Annotated in this window: 12 protein-coding genes; 6 read left to right on the forward strand and 6 right to left on the reverse strand. The window is 54.4% G+C overall.

Annotation, left to right across the window (positions count from 1 at the left end; translation table 11 throughout):
• Positions 1-78 precede the first annotated feature (78 nt).
• From aceE to lpdA, 3 genes are all read left to right on the forward strand, one after another.
• Positions 79-2,745, forward strand: a complete 2,667-nt coding sequence (gene aceE, locus AC1MDE_RS12415) for a pyruvate dehydrogenase (acetyl-transferring), homodimeric type (protein ID WP_034829620.1) — start codon at positions 79-81, stop codon at positions 2,743-2,745.
• A gap of 14 nt (positions 2,746-2,759) precedes the next feature.
• Entirely contained in the window at positions 2,760-4,649 is a 1,890-nt protein-coding gene (aceF, locus tag AC1MDE_RS12420) for a pyruvate dehydrogenase complex dihydrolipoyllysine-residue acetyltransferase (protein ID WP_480344578.1), read from the forward strand.
• 175 nt (positions 4,650-4,824) lie between these two features.
• Positions 4,825-6,249, forward strand: a complete 1,425-nt coding sequence (gene lpdA, locus AC1MDE_RS12425; RefSeq protein ID WP_034829692.1) for a dihydrolipoyl dehydrogenase — start codon at positions 4,825-4,827, stop codon at positions 6,247-6,249.
• Positions 6,250-6,393: 144 nt separating this feature from the next.
• Here the strand turns inward: lpdA and AC1MDE_RS12430 are convergent, their stop codons facing one another.
• Together AC1MDE_RS12430 and AC1MDE_RS12435 are read right to left on the reverse strand one after the other, a co-directional pair.
• On the reverse strand, positions 6,394-6,540 hold the full coding sequence (locus AC1MDE_RS12430; protein WP_097118356.1) for a Hok/Gef family protein: 147 nt from the start codon (positions 6,538-6,540) through the stop codon (positions 6,394-6,396).
• Positions 6,541-6,820: 280 nt separating this feature from the next.
• Positions 6,821-7,720 carry a LysR family transcriptional regulator gene (locus AC1MDE_RS12435; RefSeq protein ID WP_480344579.1) on the reverse strand — a complete coding sequence of 300 codons (900 nt, stop codon included), beginning with the start codon at positions 7,718-7,720 and terminating at the stop codon, positions 6,821-6,823.
• A gap of 98 nt (positions 7,721-7,818) precedes the next feature.
• Between AC1MDE_RS12435 and AC1MDE_RS12440 the strand changes: the two genes are divergently transcribed.
• From AC1MDE_RS12440 to yacL, 3 genes are all read left to right on the forward strand, one after another.
• The gene (locus tag AC1MDE_RS12440; protein WP_479398025.1) at positions 7,819-8,814 is read left to right on the forward strand and encodes an aldo/keto reductase; all 996 of its coding nucleotides are present in this window, start codon (positions 7,819-7,821) and stop codon (positions 8,812-8,814) included.
• Between the two features lie 237 nt (positions 8,815-9,051).
• Positions 9,052-11,649 carry a bifunctional aconitate hydratase 2/2-methylisocitrate dehydratase gene (acnB, locus tag AC1MDE_RS12445; protein ID WP_072017054.1) on the forward strand — a complete coding sequence of 866 codons (2,598 nt, stop codon included), beginning with the start codon at positions 9,052-9,054 and terminating at the stop codon, positions 11,647-11,649.
• Between the two features lie 174 nt (positions 11,650-11,823).
• Positions 11,824-12,186, forward strand: a complete 363-nt coding sequence (gene yacL / locus AC1MDE_RS12450; protein WP_058960881.1) for a protein YacL — start codon at positions 11,824-11,826, stop codon at positions 12,184-12,186.
• 243 nt (positions 12,187-12,429) lie between these two features.
• Here yacL and AC1MDE_RS12455 read toward each other — a convergent pair whose 3' ends face one another.
• From AC1MDE_RS12455 to AC1MDE_RS12470, 4 genes are all read right to left on the reverse strand, one after another.
• Positions 12,430-13,473, reverse strand: coding sequence for a cyclase family protein (locus AC1MDE_RS12455; RefSeq protein ID WP_058960880.1), 1,044 nt, complete (start codon positions 13,471-13,473; stop codon positions 12,430-12,432).
• Positions 13,470-14,807, reverse strand: a complete 1,338-nt coding sequence (locus AC1MDE_RS12460) for an MFS transporter (RefSeq protein WP_058960879.1) — start codon at positions 14,805-14,807, stop codon at positions 13,470-13,472. Before AC1MDE_RS12460 ends, AC1MDE_RS12455 begins: the two co-directional genes overlap by 4 nt.
• A gap of 70 nt (positions 14,808-14,877) precedes the next feature.
• Positions 14,878-16,197 (reverse strand): MFS transporter, encoded by a 1,320-nt coding sequence (locus AC1MDE_RS12465; protein WP_058960878.1) that lies wholly within the window; start codon positions 16,195-16,197, stop codon positions 14,878-14,880.
• A gap of 150 nt (positions 16,198-16,347) precedes the next feature.
• Positions 16,348-17,301: a phosphoglycerate dehydrogenase gene (locus AC1MDE_RS12470; protein ID WP_058960877.1), complete on the reverse strand. Its 954-nt coding sequence runs from the start codon at positions 17,299-17,301 to the stop codon at positions 16,348-16,350.
• Positions 17,302-17,349 lie beyond the last annotated feature (48 nt).

Here is a 17,349-nt window from a genome sequence, read left to right on the forward strand (position 1 = left end):
CTGTGAACCAGAAGCAAAGCACAAGCAGACAGGCTCCTGATAATTCAACGTATTAGACACAGATAAGGAACACACCCCATGTCAGAACGTTTACAGAATGACGTGGATCCGATCGAAACTCGTGACTGGCTACAGGCGATCGAATCGGTCATCCGTGAAGAAGGTGTTGAGCGCGCGCAGTATCTGCTTGATCAGGTATTGAACGCAGCACGCAAAGGTGGCGTGAAAGTGGCTGGCGGTGCATCGGCTATCAGTAACTACATCAACTCTATTGCTGTTGAAGATGAACCGGATTATCCGGGCAACACCTCTCTTGAACGTCGTATCCGTTCCGCAATTCGCTGGAACGCCATTATGTCGGTCCTGCGTGCATCGAAGAAAGATCTGGAGCTGGGTGGTCACCTCTCATCTTTCCAGTCTTCTGCCACCATTTATGAAGTGTGCTTCAACCACTTCTTCCGTGCGCGCAGTGATAAAGACGGCGGCGATCTGGTTTACTTCCAGGGTCATATTTCTCCAGGCATCTACTCACGTGCTTTCCTTGAAGGCCGTCTGACTGAAGAGCAGATGAACAACTTCCGTCAGGAAGTGCACGGTAAAGGTCTGTCTTCTTACCCGCACCCGAAACTGATGCCTGATTTCTGGCAGTTCCCAACCGTTTCTATGGGCCTCGGTCCATTGAACGCGATCTATCAGGCGAAGTTCCTGAAATATCTGGAACACCGTGGCCTGAAAGACACGTCTAACCAGACCGTTTACGCCTTCCTCGGTGATGGCGAGATGGATGAGCCAGAATCTAAAGGTGCGATCACCATCGCCACCCGTGAGAAGCTGGACAACCTGGTGTTCATCATTAACTGTAACCTGCAGCGCCTCGATGGCCCGGTTACCGGTAATGGCAAAATCATCAACGAGCTGGAAGGCATCTTTGCCGGTGCTGGCTGGAACGTGATTAAAGTGATCTGGGGCGCACGTTGGGATGAACTGCTGAAGCAGGACACCAGCGGCAAACTGATCCAGCTGATGAACGAAACCGTTGATGGTGACTACCAGACCTTCAAATCCCGTGATGGCGCCTACGTGCGTGAGCACTTCTTCGGTAAATACCCGGAGACCGCTGCACTGGTGAAAGACTGGTCAGACGAAGAGATCTTCGCCCTGAACCGTGGTGGCCACGATCCGAAGAAAATCTACGCGGCACTGAAAAAAGCGCAGGACACCAAAGGTCAGCCGACCCTGATCCTGGCACATACCATCAAAGGTTATGGTATGGGTGACACAGCGGAAGGTAAAAACATCGCGCACCAGGTGAAGAAGATGAACATGGATGGCGTTCGCTACATCCGTGATCGCTTCAACGTGCCAGTGGCTGACGATCAGATCGAAAGCCTGCCGTACGTGACCTTCGAGAAAGGTTCTGACGAGTATAACTACCTGCACGGTCAGCGTGAGAAGCTGGGTGGCTACCTGCCAACCCGTCAGGCAGAGTTCAGCGAGAAGCTGGAGATGCCAACGCTGGAAGAGTTCAAACCGTTGCTGGAAGAGCAGAACAAAGAGATCTCGACCACCATCGCGTTTGTACGTGCCCTTAACGTGATGCTGAAGAACAAGTCGATCAAAGATCGTCTGGTGCCAATCCTTGCGGATGAAGCGCGTACCTTCGGTATGGAAGGTCTGTTCCGTCAGATCGGTATTTACAGCCCGAACGGCCAGCAGTACACCCCGCAGGACCGTGAGCAGGTTGCTTACTATAAAGAAGACGAGAAAGGCCAGATTCTGCAGGAAGGGATCAACGAGCTGGGCGCAGGTTCATCCTGGCTGGCGGCGGCGACCTCTTACAGCACCAACAACCTGCCGATGATTCCGTTCTACATCTATTACTCGATGTTCGGTTTCCAGCGTATCGGCGATCTGATGTGGCTGGCGGGCGACCAACAGGCGCGAGGCTTCCTGGTCGGCGGCACCTCAGGTCGTACGACGCTGAACGGCGAAGGCCTGCAGCACGAAGATGGTCATAGCCACATTCAGTCGCTGACTATCCCGAACTGTATCTCTTACGATCCGTCTTACGCGTACGAAGTGGCGGTCATCATGCAAGATGGTCTGGTACGTATGTACGGCGAAGCGCAGGAAAACATCTACTACTACATCACCACGCTGAACGAAAACTACCACATGCCTGCGATGCCGCAGGGTGCGGAAGAGGGTATCCGTAAGGGTATCTACAAGCTGGAAACCGTAGACGGTAGCAAAGGCAAAGTGCAGTTGCTGGGTTCAGGTTCTATCCTGCGTCACGTGCGTGAAGCGGCACAGATCCTGGCGAAAGACTATGGCATCGGTTCTGATGTTTACAGCGTCACCTCGTTCACCGAACTGGCTCGTGATGGCCAGGATTGTGAGCGCTGGAACATGCTGCATCCAACCGAAGCCCCACGCGTCCCGTACATCGCTCAGGTGATGAATGAAGCGCCAGCTGTTGCCTCAACCGACTACATGAAGCTGTTCGCAGAACAGGTTCGCAGCTACGTTCCTTCAAGCGATTATCGCGTACTGGGTACCGATGGCTTCGGTCGTTCAGACAGCCGTGAAAACCTGCGTCACCACTTCGAAGTGGATGCATCGTATGTTGTGGTTGCTGCGCTGGGTGAGCTGGCTAAACGCGGCGAAATCGATAAGAAAGTGGTGGCAGAAGCAATCACCAAATTCAGCATCGATGCCGATAAAGTTAACCCGCGTCTGGCTTAAGAGGTAAGAGAGTAATGGCTATCGAAATTAACGTACCGGATATCGGGTCAGACGAAGTTGAAGTCACCGAAATCCTGGTGAAGGTGGGCGACAAAGTTGAAGTTGAACAGTCGCTGATCACCGTGGAAGGCGATAAAGCCTCAATGGAAGTACCTTCGCCACAGGCTGGCGTAGTGAAAGAGATTAAAATCTCTACCGGTGACAAAGTGAATACCGGTTCGCTGATCATGATCTTTGAAGCCGAAGGCGCAGCGGCTGCTGCACCAGCGGCAGAAGAGAAAAAAGCGGAAGCGGCTCCTGCTCCGGCGGCTGCGGCCGTCAGCAAAGAGGTCAACGTTCCAGATATCGGCGGTGATGAAGTTGAAGTTACTGAGATTCTGGTGAAAGTCGGCGACAAAGTTGAAGCTGAACAATCTCTGCTTACCGTTGAAGGCGACAAGGCTTCAATGGAAGTGCCAGCACCGTTCGCGGGCGTGGTGAAAGAGATCAAAATCGCCACCGGCGATAAAGTGAATACCGGCTCGCTGATCATGATCTTCGAAGCAGAAGGTGCTGCACCGGCTGAGGCCCCAGCGGCGAAGCAGGAAGCGGCTCCGGCTGCAGCCCCTGCTGCTGCGGGTGGCGCGAAAGACGTCAACGTGCCTGACATCGGCGGCGATGAAGTTGAAGTCACTGAAGTGCTGGTGAAAGTGGGCGACAAAGTCACCGCTGAGCAGTCACTGATCGTGGTTGAAGGCGATAAAGCTTCGATGGAAGTGCCTGCGCCATTCGCAGGTATCGTCAAAGAGCTGAAAGTCTCTACTGGCGATAAAGTCAGCACCGGTTCACTGATCATGGTGTTCGAAGTAGAAGGCGCTGCGCCTGCTGCTGCGGCACCTGCGGCGAAACAGGAAGCGGCTCCGGCTCCAGCGGCAGCGAAACCTGCTGCAGCACCTGCGGCGAAAGCTGACGCGAAAGGTGAGTTTGCTGAAAACGACGCTTACGTCCACGCTACCCCGGTGATTCGTCGCCTGGCGCGCGAGTTCGGTGTCAATCTGGCGAAAGTCAAAGGCACCGGCCGTAAAGGTCGCATCCTGAAAGAAGACGTACAGTCTTACGTGAAAGATGCAGTGAAACGCGCAGAAGCGGCTCCGGCTGCCGCGGCAAGTGGCGGAAGCCTGCCGGGTCTGCTGCCTTGGCCGAAAGTGGACTTCAGCAAGTTCGGTGAAGTGGAAGAAGTGGAACTGGGTCGTATCCAGAAGATCTCGGGTGCGAACCTGAGCCGTAACTGGGTGGGTATCCCGCACGTTACGCACTTTGACAAGACTGATATCACCGATCTGGAAGCGTTCCGTAAACAGCAGAACGCCGAAGCGGAAAAACGTAAGCTGGATGTGAAGTTCACCCCTGTGGTGTTCATCATGAAAGCCGTTGCCGCTGCGCTGGAGCAGATGCCGCGTTTCAACAGTTCACTGTCTGAAGATGCACAACGCCTGACGCTGAAGAAATACATCAACATCGGTGTGGCGGTTGATACGCCAAACGGTCTGGTGGTTCCGGTGTTCAAAGATGTGAACAAGAAAGGCATCACTGAACTGTCGCGTGAGCTGATGGCAATTTCTAAGAAAGCGCGTGATGGCAAGCTGACCGCTGGCGATATGCAGGGCGGTTGTTTCACCATCTCCAGCCTTGGTGGCCTGGGCACCACGCACTTCGCACCTATCGTGAATGCGCCAGAAGTGGCGATCCTCGGTGTGTCTAAGTCTGCGATGGAACCGGTGTGGAACGGTAAAGAGTTTGAACCGCGTCTGATGATGCCAATCTCTCTCTCCTTCGACCACCGCGTGATCGACGGTGCTGATGGTGCGCGCTTTATCACCATCATCAACAACACACTGTCCGACATTCGCCGTCTGGTGATGTGAAGTTAATCAAGGCCGGCAAATGCCGGCCTTGTTGTAAGCATTCGGAGTTGCCGCGGTTGGCAGTTTATTAACAATTCTGTAAACTCTTGCGGTGAAATGTCCCGGTGGATTTAGGGCATGCAGAGCCTGGGATAGGCTCTACGTCTGGCCGCCGGCAATCTAATAAGAGGTCATGATGAGTACAGAGATTAAAACTCAAGTCGTGGTACTTGGGGCAGGTCCTGCAGGTTACTCTGCAGCCTTCCGTTGCGCTGATTTAGGTCTGGAAACCGTAATCGTTGAGCGTTACAGCACCCTCGGTGGTGTTTGTCTGAACGTAGGCTGTATCCCGTCAAAAGCGCTGCTTCATGTTGCGAAAGTGATCGAAGAAGCCAAAGCACTGGAAGAGCACGGTATCGTGTTTGGCCAGCCGCAAACTGACATCAACAAGATCCGTACCTGGAAAGAAAAAGTTATCACCCAACTGACTGGCGGTCTGGCCGGTATGGCGAAAGGCCGTAAAGTGAAAGTGGTAACCGGTCTGGGTAAATTCACCGGTGCTAACACCCTGGTGGTGGAAGGTGAGGGTGGCGCAACCACCATCAACTTCGACAACGCGATTATCGCTGCAGGCTCGCGCCCGATTGAGCTGCCATTCATCCCACACAACGATCCACGCGTGTGGGACTCTACAGACGCGCTGGAGCTGAAAGAAGTGCCTAAGCGTCTGCTGGTTATGGGCGGCGGCATCATCGGTCTGGAAATGGCCACCGTGTATAACGCGCTGGGTTCAGAGATCGACGTGGTTGAGATGTTTGACCAGGTTATCCCTGCTGCCGATAAAGACGTGGTGAAGGTCTTCACCAAACGTATCAGCAAAAAATTCAACCTGATGCTGGAAACCAAAGTGACCGCTGTTGAAGCGAAAGACGATGGTATCTACGTGTCAATGGAAGGCAAAAAAGCCCCGGCTGAAGCGCAGCGTTATGACGCAGTGCTGGTGGCGATTGGCCGTGTGCCAAACGGTAAAGGCCTGGATGCGGGTAAAGCGGGCGTGGAAGTGGACGATCGTGGGTTCATCCGCGTCGACAAACAGCTGCGTACCAACGTGCCACACATCTTTGCTATCGGCGACATCGTCGGTCAGCCAATGCTGGCGCACAAAGGTGTGCACGAAGGTCACGTCGCGGCAGAAGTGATTTCTGGTCTGAAACACTACTTCGACCCGAAAGTGATTCCTTCTATCGCCTATACCGAGCCAGAAGTTGCCTGGGTAGGTCTGACCGAGAAAGAAGCTAAAGAGAAAGGGATCAGCTACGAAGTCTCCACCTTCCCGTGGGCTGCTTCTGGCCGTGCAATCGCTTCTGATTGTGCAGACGGTATGACCAAACTGATCTTCGACAAAGAAACTCACCGTGTGATCGGTGGCGCGATTGTCGGCACCAACGGCGGCGAGCTGCTGGGTGAAATCGGTCTGGCGATTGAAATGGGCTGTGATGCAGAAGACATCGCATTGACCATTCACGCGCACCCAACCTTGCATGAGTCAGTTGGTCTGGCGGCAGAAGTGTTTGAAGGTAGCATCACAGACCTGCCAAACGCGAAAGCGAAAAAGAAATAATTTTTTTGCTAAATAAAGAAACGGCTCCTTAATGGAGCCGTTTTTTATTACGGGTTCTATTAAATTGAATCGATAAATAAGGCGCTGGAGCTAATGCATAAGCCCTGCCGGAAATAGCAGGGGCGAACCCCTGCTATTGAAGTGTTACGGCCTGACTTCGTAAGCCATTACCGCAGATAATTCAGCAGTGAATACCTTGAATCGTAATTCACAGAGTGTATTGCGATTCACCAGGCACAATACTAATAGCATGAGCCCGCCGATAATCAGCTTGCTGAATGATAACTTCATAATCACTTACTCCTTGCATTAGCACGAGCAAGCAACTACCCTAACATTGCTTATGTGTTGTGGGTAGTTGCTCGCTCGTGCGGTTGATGAAAATTGACCGCATGAGTTTCTCATACCACAACCCACCTCAATTGATAATGCTTGAGGCAGATTGCCTCAAGCGCCCGCAGGCAGTCTACGCGGTTTATTTCTTATTTCACGTCTAATTTATCTTTAATTTTAATTAAGCTTCTCAGTTTTATCGTTAGTATTTAATTAAAGATGTTAAGTGTTCATGTAATTAATTATTGATATCTTTAATCCAATCAATAAAATGCCTTAGCGGTGCGGAAAGGTATTTCCTGCTGGGGTAATAAAGCCAGAATCCTTCTTCAATCTGCGTATACTCAGTAAGTATTTCAACTAATTCTCTCTCCGCCAAAGCAGCGTTGACCGCGTCCTGATGTAAAAAGGCGATACCTAATCCGGTACATGCCGCTTGCAGAATGCGCTCATTATTGTCCAGCACCAGTGAGCCTTTTACCGCCACTTCCTGCTTGCGCCCGTCTTGCCAAAATTCCCAACGATAGCGACGTCCGCTCGGAAAGCGCCGTTCAATACAGGGAAACTGCAATAACTCCGCCGGGAACTGCGGAACGCCATGTTGAGCAAGAAAAGCCGGACTGGCCACCGCCAGTGCACGCATCGGCTTGCCAAAAGGCACCGCGACCATATCCTGCGCCAGTACATCGCCATAGCGCACGCCCGCATCAAAACCGCTCTCAACGATATCCACCAGCGCGTCATTGCTGTCGATCTCCAGCGTAATCTCAGGGTAGCGTTGCACGAACGGTAAAATGACGGATTGGAAAAACAGCGCCTCCGCCGAACGCGGCATGCTTATGCGCAGCACGCCACGAGGATCGCGACGCCAGTCATTTAGTTCATCCACCGCCTGTGAAAGATCGGCCAGCGCTGGCTGGATACGCAGCAAGAATCGCTCGCCGGCTTCGGTCAACGCCACTTTCCGCGTGGTGCGGTGCAGCAGACGCACTCCCAACCGTTCCTCAAACTTGCGCATGGCGTGGCTCAGGCTCGAGGGCGTGACATTTCGCTCCTCTGCGGCTTTGCGAAAACTCAAATGCTGCGCGATAGCGGCAAACATCTCCAGTTCCTGCATTGATGCATGGTAGTTGTTCATTGCTGAATTCCATTCACTAAATCAACGAAAATCGCGCAATTGTTGCTGCGATTGCTGAGGTTTATAACATTAACACCGTAAGCGAAGAGGATACATCAATGCAACAACGTCAACTGGGCAGTCAGGGATTACAGGTTTCAGCGTTAGGATTAGGCTGCATGGGCATGAGCTTTGCCTATGGTCAGAATGATGAGAAGCAGGCGTTGAATACGCTGGCGCGTGCGTTTGAACTCGGCGTCAATTTCCTCGATACCGCTGAAGTGTATGGCCCTTTCACCAATGAAACGCTGCTGGCGAAAGCAATTAAAGGCCGTAGCGATATCAAAGTGGCGACCAAGTTTGGTTTCCGCATCACCGATCATGGGGAGGGCTGGGAGCGCATTACCGGTGCCAATAGCGAACCGGCGCATATCCGCCGCGCCGTGGAAGGTTCACTCCAGCGCCTGGGGTTGGAAACCATTGAATTGCTGTATCAGCATCGTCTTGATCCAGCCGTGCCGATTGAGGATGTGGTAGGCGTGATGGCGGATCTGGTGCGTGAAGGGAAGGTGAAGTATCTCGGTTTATCCGAAGTCTCATCCGCCACGTTACGCCGTGCGCAGGCGGTGCATCCGATTTCGGCCCTGCAGAGCGAATACTCTCTGTGGACGCGCGATCCGGAGCAAGAAATTCTCGCCACCTGCCGTGAGCTGAATATCGGATTTGTCCCTTACAGTCCGTTAGGCCGCGGTTTCCTCACCGGTAAATTCCCGGCGGCGACCACGCTGGCGGAAGATGATTTTCGTCGCTACCTGCCGCGTTTCCAACAGGGCGCACAGGCGCATAACCAGAAGTTAGTGAATCAGCTTTCAGAGATGGCTGCAGGTTATGATGCGACAGCAGCACAACTGGCGCTGGCGTGGGTGCTGGCGAAAGGTGAGGATATCGTGCCGATCCCTGGTGCCAGTAAAATCGCCAATCTGGAACAGAACTGTGCTGCGGCCGCTCTCACACTTCATTCAGCCGATATTAAGGCCCTGGATACGCTATTCAATCCACAAAATATTCAGGGTGAGCGCTACAACGAAAGCGAATTCACCCTGGTCGATCGCTAATTTTTAGCCCTTCAATCACAAAATGGCAGGCTCAGGTGGCCTGCTTTTTTGTGTGACCCCGCTCAAAATCCAGATAAATCTGCTAAATAACGCGCGGATGTTGCTTTTTTGTAAACAGATTAACAATCAGCCGAAATGCTGCTATGCTGGCCGACGCGGAACCGGGCACCTCACCCTACTGTTTGACAGCTCAAGGGGTGTACCGGAAAGCTATACAATGAGAGCGAGGAGAACGTCGTGCTAGAAGAATACCGTAAGCACGTTGCCGAGCGTGCTGCCCAGGGAATCGTACCTAAGCCGTTAGATGCTTCCCAAATGGCCGCGCTGGTTGAACTGCTGAAAAACCCGCCAGCGGGTGAAGAAGAATTCCTGACCGATCTATTGGTCAACCGTGTACCCCCAGGTGTTGATGAAGCGGCTTATGTAAAAGCTGGTTTTCTGGCAGCTGTCACGAAGGGCGAAGCCCTCTCTCCTCTGGTTACTCGCGAAAAGGCAGTTGAACTGCTGGGCACCATGCAGGGTGGCTACAACATCCATGCCCTGATCGAAGCGCTTGACGATGAAGCACTGGCTCCGATTGCCGCTGAAGCCCTTTCCCATACGCTGCTGATGTTCGATAACTTCTACGATGTCGAAGAGAAAGCGAAAGCGGGTAACCCCCACGCGAAAAAAATTATCCAGTCCTGGGCCGATGCTGAGTGGTTCCTGAAGCGTCCTAAGCTGGCTGAAAAAATCACCACCACCGTGTTTAAAGTGACCGGCGAAACCAACACCGATGACCTCTCTCCGGCACCGGATGCATGGTCTCGCCCGGATATTCCACTGCACGCACTGGCGATGTTGAAAAACCCACGTGATGGTATCGAACCCGACGATGCCGGCAACATTGGGCCGATCAAACAGATCGAAGAATTGCAGAAAAAAGGCTTCCCGCTGACCTACGTCGGTGACGTGGTGGGTACCGGTTCTTCCCGTAAATCTGCCACCAACTCGGTGTTGTGGTTCATGGGCGATGACATTCCGTACGTGCCAAACAAAAAAGGCGGCGGTCTGTGCCTCGGCGGTAAAATCGCACCGATCTTCTTCAACACTATGGAAGATGCGGGCGCACTGCCGATCGAAGTGGACGTTGACCGTCTGAACATGGGCGATGTGATTGACGTTTACCCGTACAAGGGTGAAGTGCGCAATCATGAAACCGACGAACTGCTGGCGACCTTCGAGCTGAAAACCGAAGTGCTGCTGGATGAAGTGCGTGCCGGTGGCCGTATTCCACTGATCATTGGTCGTGGCCTGACCACCAAAGCACGTGAGTCTCTGGGTCTGCCGCACAGCGATGTGTTTGTGAAAGCCAAAGACGTTGCAGAAAGCACCCGTGGTTATTCACTGGCGCAGAAAATGGTTGGCCGTGCCTGTGGCGTTGAAGGTATCCGTCCGGGTGCCTACTGTGAACCTAAAATGACCTCTGTAGGTTCTCAGGACACCACCGGTCCAATGACCCGTGATGAACTGAAAGACCTGGCGTGCCTGGGCTTCTCATCCGATTTAGTCATGCAGTCATTCTGTCATACCGCAGCCTATCCTAAGCCGGTTGACGTGACCACGCATCACACCCTGCCTGACTTCATTATGAACCGTGGCGGTGTCTCACTGCGTCCGGGTGACGGCGTTATCCACAGCTGGCTGAACCGTATGCTGCTGCCAGATACCGTGGGTACCGGCGGCGATTCACACACCCGTTTCCCAATCGGGATCTCCTTCCCGGCAGGTTCTGGTCTGGTGGCGTTTGCTGCTGCGACCGGCGTCATGCCACTGGATATGCCTGAGTCAGTGCTGGTGCGCTTCAAAGGCGAAATGCAGCCGGGCATCACCCTGCGCGATCTGGTTCACGCCATCCCACTGTACGCCATCAAAGCGGGTCTGCTGACTGTTGAGAAGAAAGGGAAGAAAAACATCTTCTCTGGCCGCGTGCTGGAAATCGAAGGTCTGCCGAAACTGAAAGTGGAGCAGGCATTTGAACTGACCGATGCGTCAGCTGAGCGTTCTGCAGCGGGCTGTACCATCAAGCTGGATAAAGAGCCGATCATTGAGTATCTGAACTCAAACATCGTGCTGCTGAAGTGGATGATCTCCGAAGGTTACGGCGATCGTCGTACGCTGGAGCGCCGTGTAGAAGGCATGCAGAAATGGCTGGCGGATCCGCAACTGCTGGAAGGCGATGCGGATGCAGAATATGCGGCAGTGATCGATATCGATCTGGCCGAAATCAAAGAGCCAATCCTGTGTGCACCAAACGATCCAGATGATGCGCGCTGGTTGTCTGATGTGCAGGGCGAGAAGATCGATGAAGTGTTCATCGGTTCTTGTATGACCAACATCGGTCACTTCCGTGCTGCAGGTAAACTGCTGGATGCGCACAAAGGCCAACTGCCAACCCGTCTGTGGGTGGCGCCGCCTACTAAGATGGATGCCGCACAGCTGACGGAAGAGGGCTATTACAGCGTCTTCGGTAAGAGCGGTGCGCGTATCGAAATCCCAGGTTGCTCACTCTGCATGGGTAACCAGGCGCGTGTGAAAGACGGTGCGACGGTGGTTTCCACCTCAACCCGTAACTTCCCGAACCGCCTCGGTACCGGCGCGAACGTGTTCCTGGCTTCGGCTGAGTTGGCTGCGGTGGCATCCCTGCTGGGTAAACTGCCAACGCCAGATGAGTATCAGCAGTTTATGGTTCAGGTTGATAAGACGGCGGCAGATACTTACCGCTATCTCAACTTTGACCAGCTGGGTCAGTACACTGAAAAAGCTGACGGTGTGATCTTCCAGACCGCGGTTTAATCGGCGCGAAGGATGAAGAGGGGACGATGCGAATCGTCCCTTTTTTTATGCGCTTTTTTCCTCGAGCATGTCCAGGCATAATGCGAGCGCGATCCCACTTTATTCAGCGCGCTACGCACAAAATGCACCTAATCGGTGCTGCATGTCGCGCCATTAGCTACACGAGGCAAACCCATGGAGTATGAATTTCTGCGTGATTTGACCGGGCAGGTCAAAGTACGTATGTCGATGGACCACGAAGCGGTGGGGCACTGGTTCAATGAAGAGGCCAGCGATAATCTGGCCCTGCTGGATGAAGTGGAAGCGGCCGCGCGGGCAGTGAAAGGCACTATCAATCAGTGGCAGCGCGTCGGACATGAGTACACCATCTGGCTGGATGAAGAAGAGGTGATGATCCGAGCCAACCAGCTGGCACTGGAAGACGATGGCATGGAAGAGGGCATGACGTATTACGACGAAGAGAGTCTGTCATTTTGCGGCGTGGAAGATTTCCTCGCAGTGATCGCGGCGTATCGTCAATTTCTGGCGGGGAAATAACCCGCACGAATGCGCATGCGTTGTCGCGATCGTCTTGCACGCCAGACAGCGTAATTTTTTCGGCCTTCTGCACCCTCAGTGCTGCTTCAGCCGCGCACGGGCCGTAGCGGCGCAATGTATTGCGCTCCCCACGGCCATAGTGCTGCCTCAAACACGCACGGGCCGTAGCGGCACAATTTATTGCGCTCCCTACGACCACATTGCCGCCTCAAACTCGTACGGCCCATAGCTACCGTTGGCACATCAAACCGTGGCAATCGGTGTCGCCGGTGAACCCACTGCGCCAGGTAGCCGCAGTGGTGGGGCGGTGAGCAGAAACGCATGGCGCTGTTGCTGCGCCAGCCAATCCGCCAGCGGACTGAGTAACATCAGTTCGCCGAGATACACTCCCAGCCGGAACAGACAGAGATCGTGCAGCGGATGCGACGGATAAAAATCATCGTTCATTGGGCGTGCTGGTAAAATCTCTACCGCTGGGTTATCGGCGATCAGCGCCACCACGCCGCTCTCGACGATCCAGTTGCGCAGCTGCTCATCACTGCCATCCAGACCCGCAAAGTGGCTGTTTAAAAACGTCATATCCGGCTCGCCCTGCATCGCCAGAATCGCTTCATCCATGCCGGTGCGGAAACACACCATATCGCCCTGGCGCACCTCGATACCATCCGCCTGTAAAATCTGCTGCAGATGCTGATAACCAAAGGCAAACCGCTCGGTGCCAAAGTGACGTTTAATATCAATCATCACCGCGCGGCCTTGCATGCCGTGCTGCGCCACATTTTCGATGCCGAGTTTCTTCGCGCCCAAATGGCTGCCGTGGTCGCAGCCACAGCCGCCGCGATAATCCGTTTCCCCAACGATATCGACATTGGCTTTGTAGCCGTTGTAGAACACCATCTCGGGCTCGCCGTTGCCGTTGACATCAAACCACTGGCCCATATGCGCCAAACTGTCCCATTGCGTTGAGTATTGCAGCGCCAGCGTCACGGTATCATCGCAAATCACGTCGGTGAGCAGTGGATTATCGCGCGATAACGGATAGGTCATATTGGCATGCTCGCCGCGTCGTGTGGCATTGAGCTGCGGCGGCGGACGGCGCGGGTTCATCGCCGTGCCGCCCGGTAAGTCGAGCGGTAAACTCAGGCAGAACGTTTGCCCGGTTTTCACTTCGGCTACGCCTTCCAGCACCTTTTGCGCGGTCAGGAGATTCAATCGACCGAGTTGATCGTCGGGACCAAAATCCCCCCAGGTCGCGTGCGCCGGGCGTTGCTTCCAGCGAGTATTCATACTTCCCTCCTTAAGTTGCCTTCCAGTGCTGCGGCAGATTCGGTGCCCATCGGCTGCACACGCGGCAGCCAGAAGGCGTAAATCAGCGCTCCGACGACACCGATCACCCCGGCGATCTCCAGTGGGATCACAAAGGAGTGGGTGTATTGCATGATCACCCCGATCAGGATAGGTGAAATAATCCCGGCCAGATTGGCCGCCATGTTCTGGATACCGCCGATGGTGGCGACGTTCGCGCGGTTGGGTGCGACATCAGACGGCAGTGCCCACAGCGCGGCAGAGGCAAACGTGGCGGCGAAGTTGGCAAAGCAGAGTGCCGCCAGCGCCAGGCCAACAGTTGGGGAAAATGCCGCCAGACCGATGGTGGCACTACCCAACATGCCGCCCACCAGCGGAATTTTGCGCGCCACGCTCAGCGAGTAGCCGCGACGCACCAGTGAATCGGACAGCAACCCGCCGCACCAGCCGCCAACAATCGCTGCCAGCCCTGGCAGCATGCCGAGCAGGCCGAATTTCATCAGTGAGAGATGGAAGGTTTCCACCAGATAGGTTGGGAACCAGGTAAAGAAAAAGTAGGAAACAAAGTTAATGCAGAAGAAGCCGGCCATCATTGCCTGTACGGCACGTTGGCCCAGCAACTGTCGCACACTCATCGGCTCGCCGGTTTGCGGATCCTGGTTGGCCTCGATGAATTCCACTTCCTCAAGCGAGACGCTTTTGTGATCGCGCGGATCGCGATACCACAAGTACCATGCCAGCGCCCACACCACCGCCACCACGCCGGAGATGACAAATGTCATACGCCAGCCGACCAGCGCGATCAGGAAAGAGATGATCGGGATCGCCAGCGTGCCACCGATCTTACTGCCGTTGTTGAAGGTGGCAGCGGCAAAGCTGCGCTCCTGACGCGGGAACCAGCGCGTGACCGTCGACGAACTGGCGGGATAGCTGGGCGCTTCCACGGCACCTAAAACAAAGCGGAAGCCCACCAGAGCAGCGATGGAGCTGGCCAGGCCACAGGCGGCGGTGGCTAAACCCCAGCCCAGGCTGCTGACAGCAAAAGTGATGCGCGGGCCGAGTTTATCCACCAGCCAGCCGCCGGGTAGCTGGAACAGCACATAGCTCCAGAAAAATGCCGAGAGTAATAAGCCGCTGTCCGTGGGCGAGAAGTGCAGCTCCTGGCTCATAAACGGCATGGCGACACTCATGGCGGCGCGATCGATATAGTTGATGGCGATGCCGACTGACAGCACCGTGAGAATGACGAAACGAAATTTCCCTTTCGCTTTACTTGCCTGAATTGCAGCAGGTGATCCATTGGAATTCAGCGACATGTCGCCTCCAATTGTTTTTTATTTTCTGTAGGGGAAACGCCGCATCAGGACGATGCGGCGAGTTTGGCACTTACGCGCCGCTTACCACGGAGTGTGGATGATGCGCCTGTTCCTCATCCACGATGGGTTCGACTTTGCCCATCAGGAACAGGTAGTTAAGAATACCGATAACCACTAATACAGCAGAGAACACCAGCGCCCAGGTGAAGTGGCCTGTCGCCCCGACGATGGCACCAGTAATAATCGGCCCCACCGCACCGCCCATGTTGGATACGGTGTTTTGCAGGCCTGCCACGATCGACACGCTGTTCTGCGGTGCCACATCGCCAGGCAGTGCCCACACCTGCGAAGCCGCAACGGTGGTGCCCGATTTGGCGATACACAGCAACAGCACGGTCATAAATACCGAGTCAGTGAACGGGGCGAAGCCGATACACAGTGCCATCATCAGACCAATAGTCAGGAACAGCTTGCGCGTGGCGGTCAGTGACAGCACTTTTTTGTGCACCATGCGATCCGATGCCCAACCGGCCAGCACTTCAATCACCATGCCGCAAATCAGCGGCAGTGCAGCCACCATCCCCATCTTGAGGAAATCCATGCCTTTATCTTTCACCAGATAAGTCGGCAGCCAGGTGATAAAGAAGTATGAGGTGTAGTTGATAGTGAAGAAGCCAATGCACATTGCCCAGATATTGCGGTAACGCAGCAGCTTGTACCACTTCATCGGACGTACGCTTTTGTCGCCGTGTTTCTGCGCCTGGCCATCACGAATAAAGCGCACTTCGTCCTGACTGATCGCTTTGTGATCTTCCGGGTTTTCCGCATAGATAAAGTACCAGGCGATCACCCAGAACACACCGAGTGATCCAATCACCAGGAAGGTGATGCGCCAGTCGAACATGGCGATCATAAATACGATCAGCGGCATGGCCACGGCACCACCAAACTTCGAGGCGCTGTCGAACAGGCCTGAAACGGTGGCACGTTCACGATCCGGGAACCAGCGCGCGGTTATCCCGGCGTTGCTCGGATAGGCGGCGGCCTCACCGACACCCAGCGCTAAACGCAGCGCCAGTAGAGATTTAAAGCCGGTTGCCAGGCCCATCGCCATGGTAGCAATTGACCACCAGGCCACCGCAATACCAAGACCTTTTTTCTGACCGAAGCGATCGGCAAACCAGCCTGCCGGGATCTGCAACAGCGCGTAAGACCAGAAGAACGCTGCCATGATAAAGCCCATCATCTCGGGATGAATGTCGAGCTCTTTGATCAAATGCGGGGCAGCCGCAGAGAGTACGGTACGGTCAATATAGTTAATGGCGATCGCCAGCCACATCAGGCCAGCAATCCACCAGCGAATTCGGGTAGAGCGAGAGGTGTTGTTCATAATATTTTTTCACCTTCCCGGCGTCTTTCGCGCTGTCGCGGCGTTGACTGCAATCATCCACCCCACATTCGGGGGACAGATGACCTTGTCGCTGGCGTCAGCACCAATGACTGGGGATTAAAATTTGGATTAAGTAGGGTTTTGAGAAAATTAATCCAGCCCGTTCATAACATTTGTCGGGCGCTCGCCCTGTTTGATGCACTGCACAATCTGCGCGACGCAACGTTCACCAATGGCACTGATGGCACCGTCGGTGTAACCCGCGATATGCGAAGTCGGGATAAAGTTGCTGAGGGTGAACAGCGGATGTTCCGCCAGCGGTTCCTGCTCAAACACATCGGCGGCCGCGCCAGCGATGACGTTGTCCAGCAGCGCCTGATACAGATCCTGCTCATTGACGATGCCACCGCGTGAGGCATTGATCAGGAATGCACTCTTCTTCATGCGCTTGATGCGCGCAGCATCGAACAGATTCTGGGTTTTATCGGTGAGCGGCTTGTGCAAGGTGATGAAATCGCTGCTTTCGGTCAGCTGATCGAGGCTGACGAATTCGATGCCATGCTCGGCGGCAAATTTTTCATCCGGATAAAAGTCGAAAGCAATCACGCGCATGTTGAAGCCTTTGGCACGCAGCGCAACCTGTTTACCGATATTCCCGAGGCCGATAATGCCCAGCGTTTTGCCATATACATCGGTGGCAAAGATGCGCGGCCAGTTACCGGCACGGGTTCCAATTGCAGCCTGGGTAATCTGGCGTGCGCTATTCAGAATCAACGCGAACGCGAAGTCAGCCACGGCATGTTTATTGGCATCCGGCACATTGGTGACGTAAATGCCGCGTGCGCGGGTGGCATCCAGATTGATGTTGTCGACGCCCACGCCATGCTTACACACGATCTTCAGCTGAGGTGCTTTTGCCAGCAGTGCTTCATTCACATCGGTAAAGGCAACGATCATCGCCACGGTCTCGGCCAGATGCGGTTCCAGCGCGCTAAGCGGTGCATCGGCGGGCAGGGTGATCAGCTCAAAACCCTGCTGTTCCAGCGCATCAATAGGCGCAGCGTCGTATTTGGCGAAAGACGGTGAAGTACAGATAACTTTCATAGCGTTTCCCAATCCTGGTGTTGGAACGGGCAGCAACCGCTGCCCAAT

The organism is Pantoea folii (genome assembly GCF_056678875.1).

Bases quoted from the DNA above. Each gene is read 5' to 3' on its own strand.
- AC1MDE_RS12455 (WP_058960880.1), bottom strand. From the start codon at position 13,473: ATGAATACTCGCTGGAAGCAACGCCCGGCGCACGCGACCTGGGGGGAT.
- AC1MDE_RS12430 (WP_097118356.1), bottom strand. From the start codon at position 6,540: ATGAAGTTATCATTCAGCAAGCTGATTATCGGCGGGCTCATGCTATTA.
- lpdA (WP_034829692.1), top strand. From the start codon at position 4,825: ATGAGTACAGAGATTAAAACTCAAGTCGTGGTACTTGGGGCAGGTCCT.
- AC1MDE_RS12465 (WP_058960878.1), bottom strand. From the start codon at position 16,197: ATGAACAACACCTCTCGCTCTACCCGAATTCGCTGGTGGATTGCTGGC.
- yacL (WP_058960881.1), top strand. From the start codon at position 11,824: ATGGAGTATGAATTTCTGCGTGATTTGACCGGGCAGGTCAAAGTACGT.
- AC1MDE_RS12470 (WP_058960877.1), bottom strand. From the start codon at position 17,301: ATGAAAGTTATCTGTACTTCACCGTCTTTCGCCAAATACGACGCTGCG.
- AC1MDE_RS12440 (WP_479398025.1), top strand. From the start codon at position 7,819: ATGCAACAACGTCAACTGGGCAGTCAGGGATTACAGGTTTCAGCGTTA.
- aceE (WP_034829620.1), top strand. From the start codon at position 79: ATGTCAGAACGTTTACAGAATGACGTGGATCCGATCGAAACTCGTGAC.
- AC1MDE_RS12435 (WP_480344579.1), bottom strand. From the start codon at position 7,720: ATGAACAACTACCATGCATCAATGCAGGAACTGGAGATGTTTGCCGCT.
- aceF (WP_480344578.1), top strand. From the start codon at position 2,760: ATGGCTATCGAAATTAACGTACCGGATATCGGGTCAGACGAAGTTGAA.
- AC1MDE_RS12460 (WP_058960879.1), bottom strand. From the start codon at position 14,807: ATGTCGCTGAATTCCAATGGATCACCTGCTGCAATTCAGGCAAGTAAA.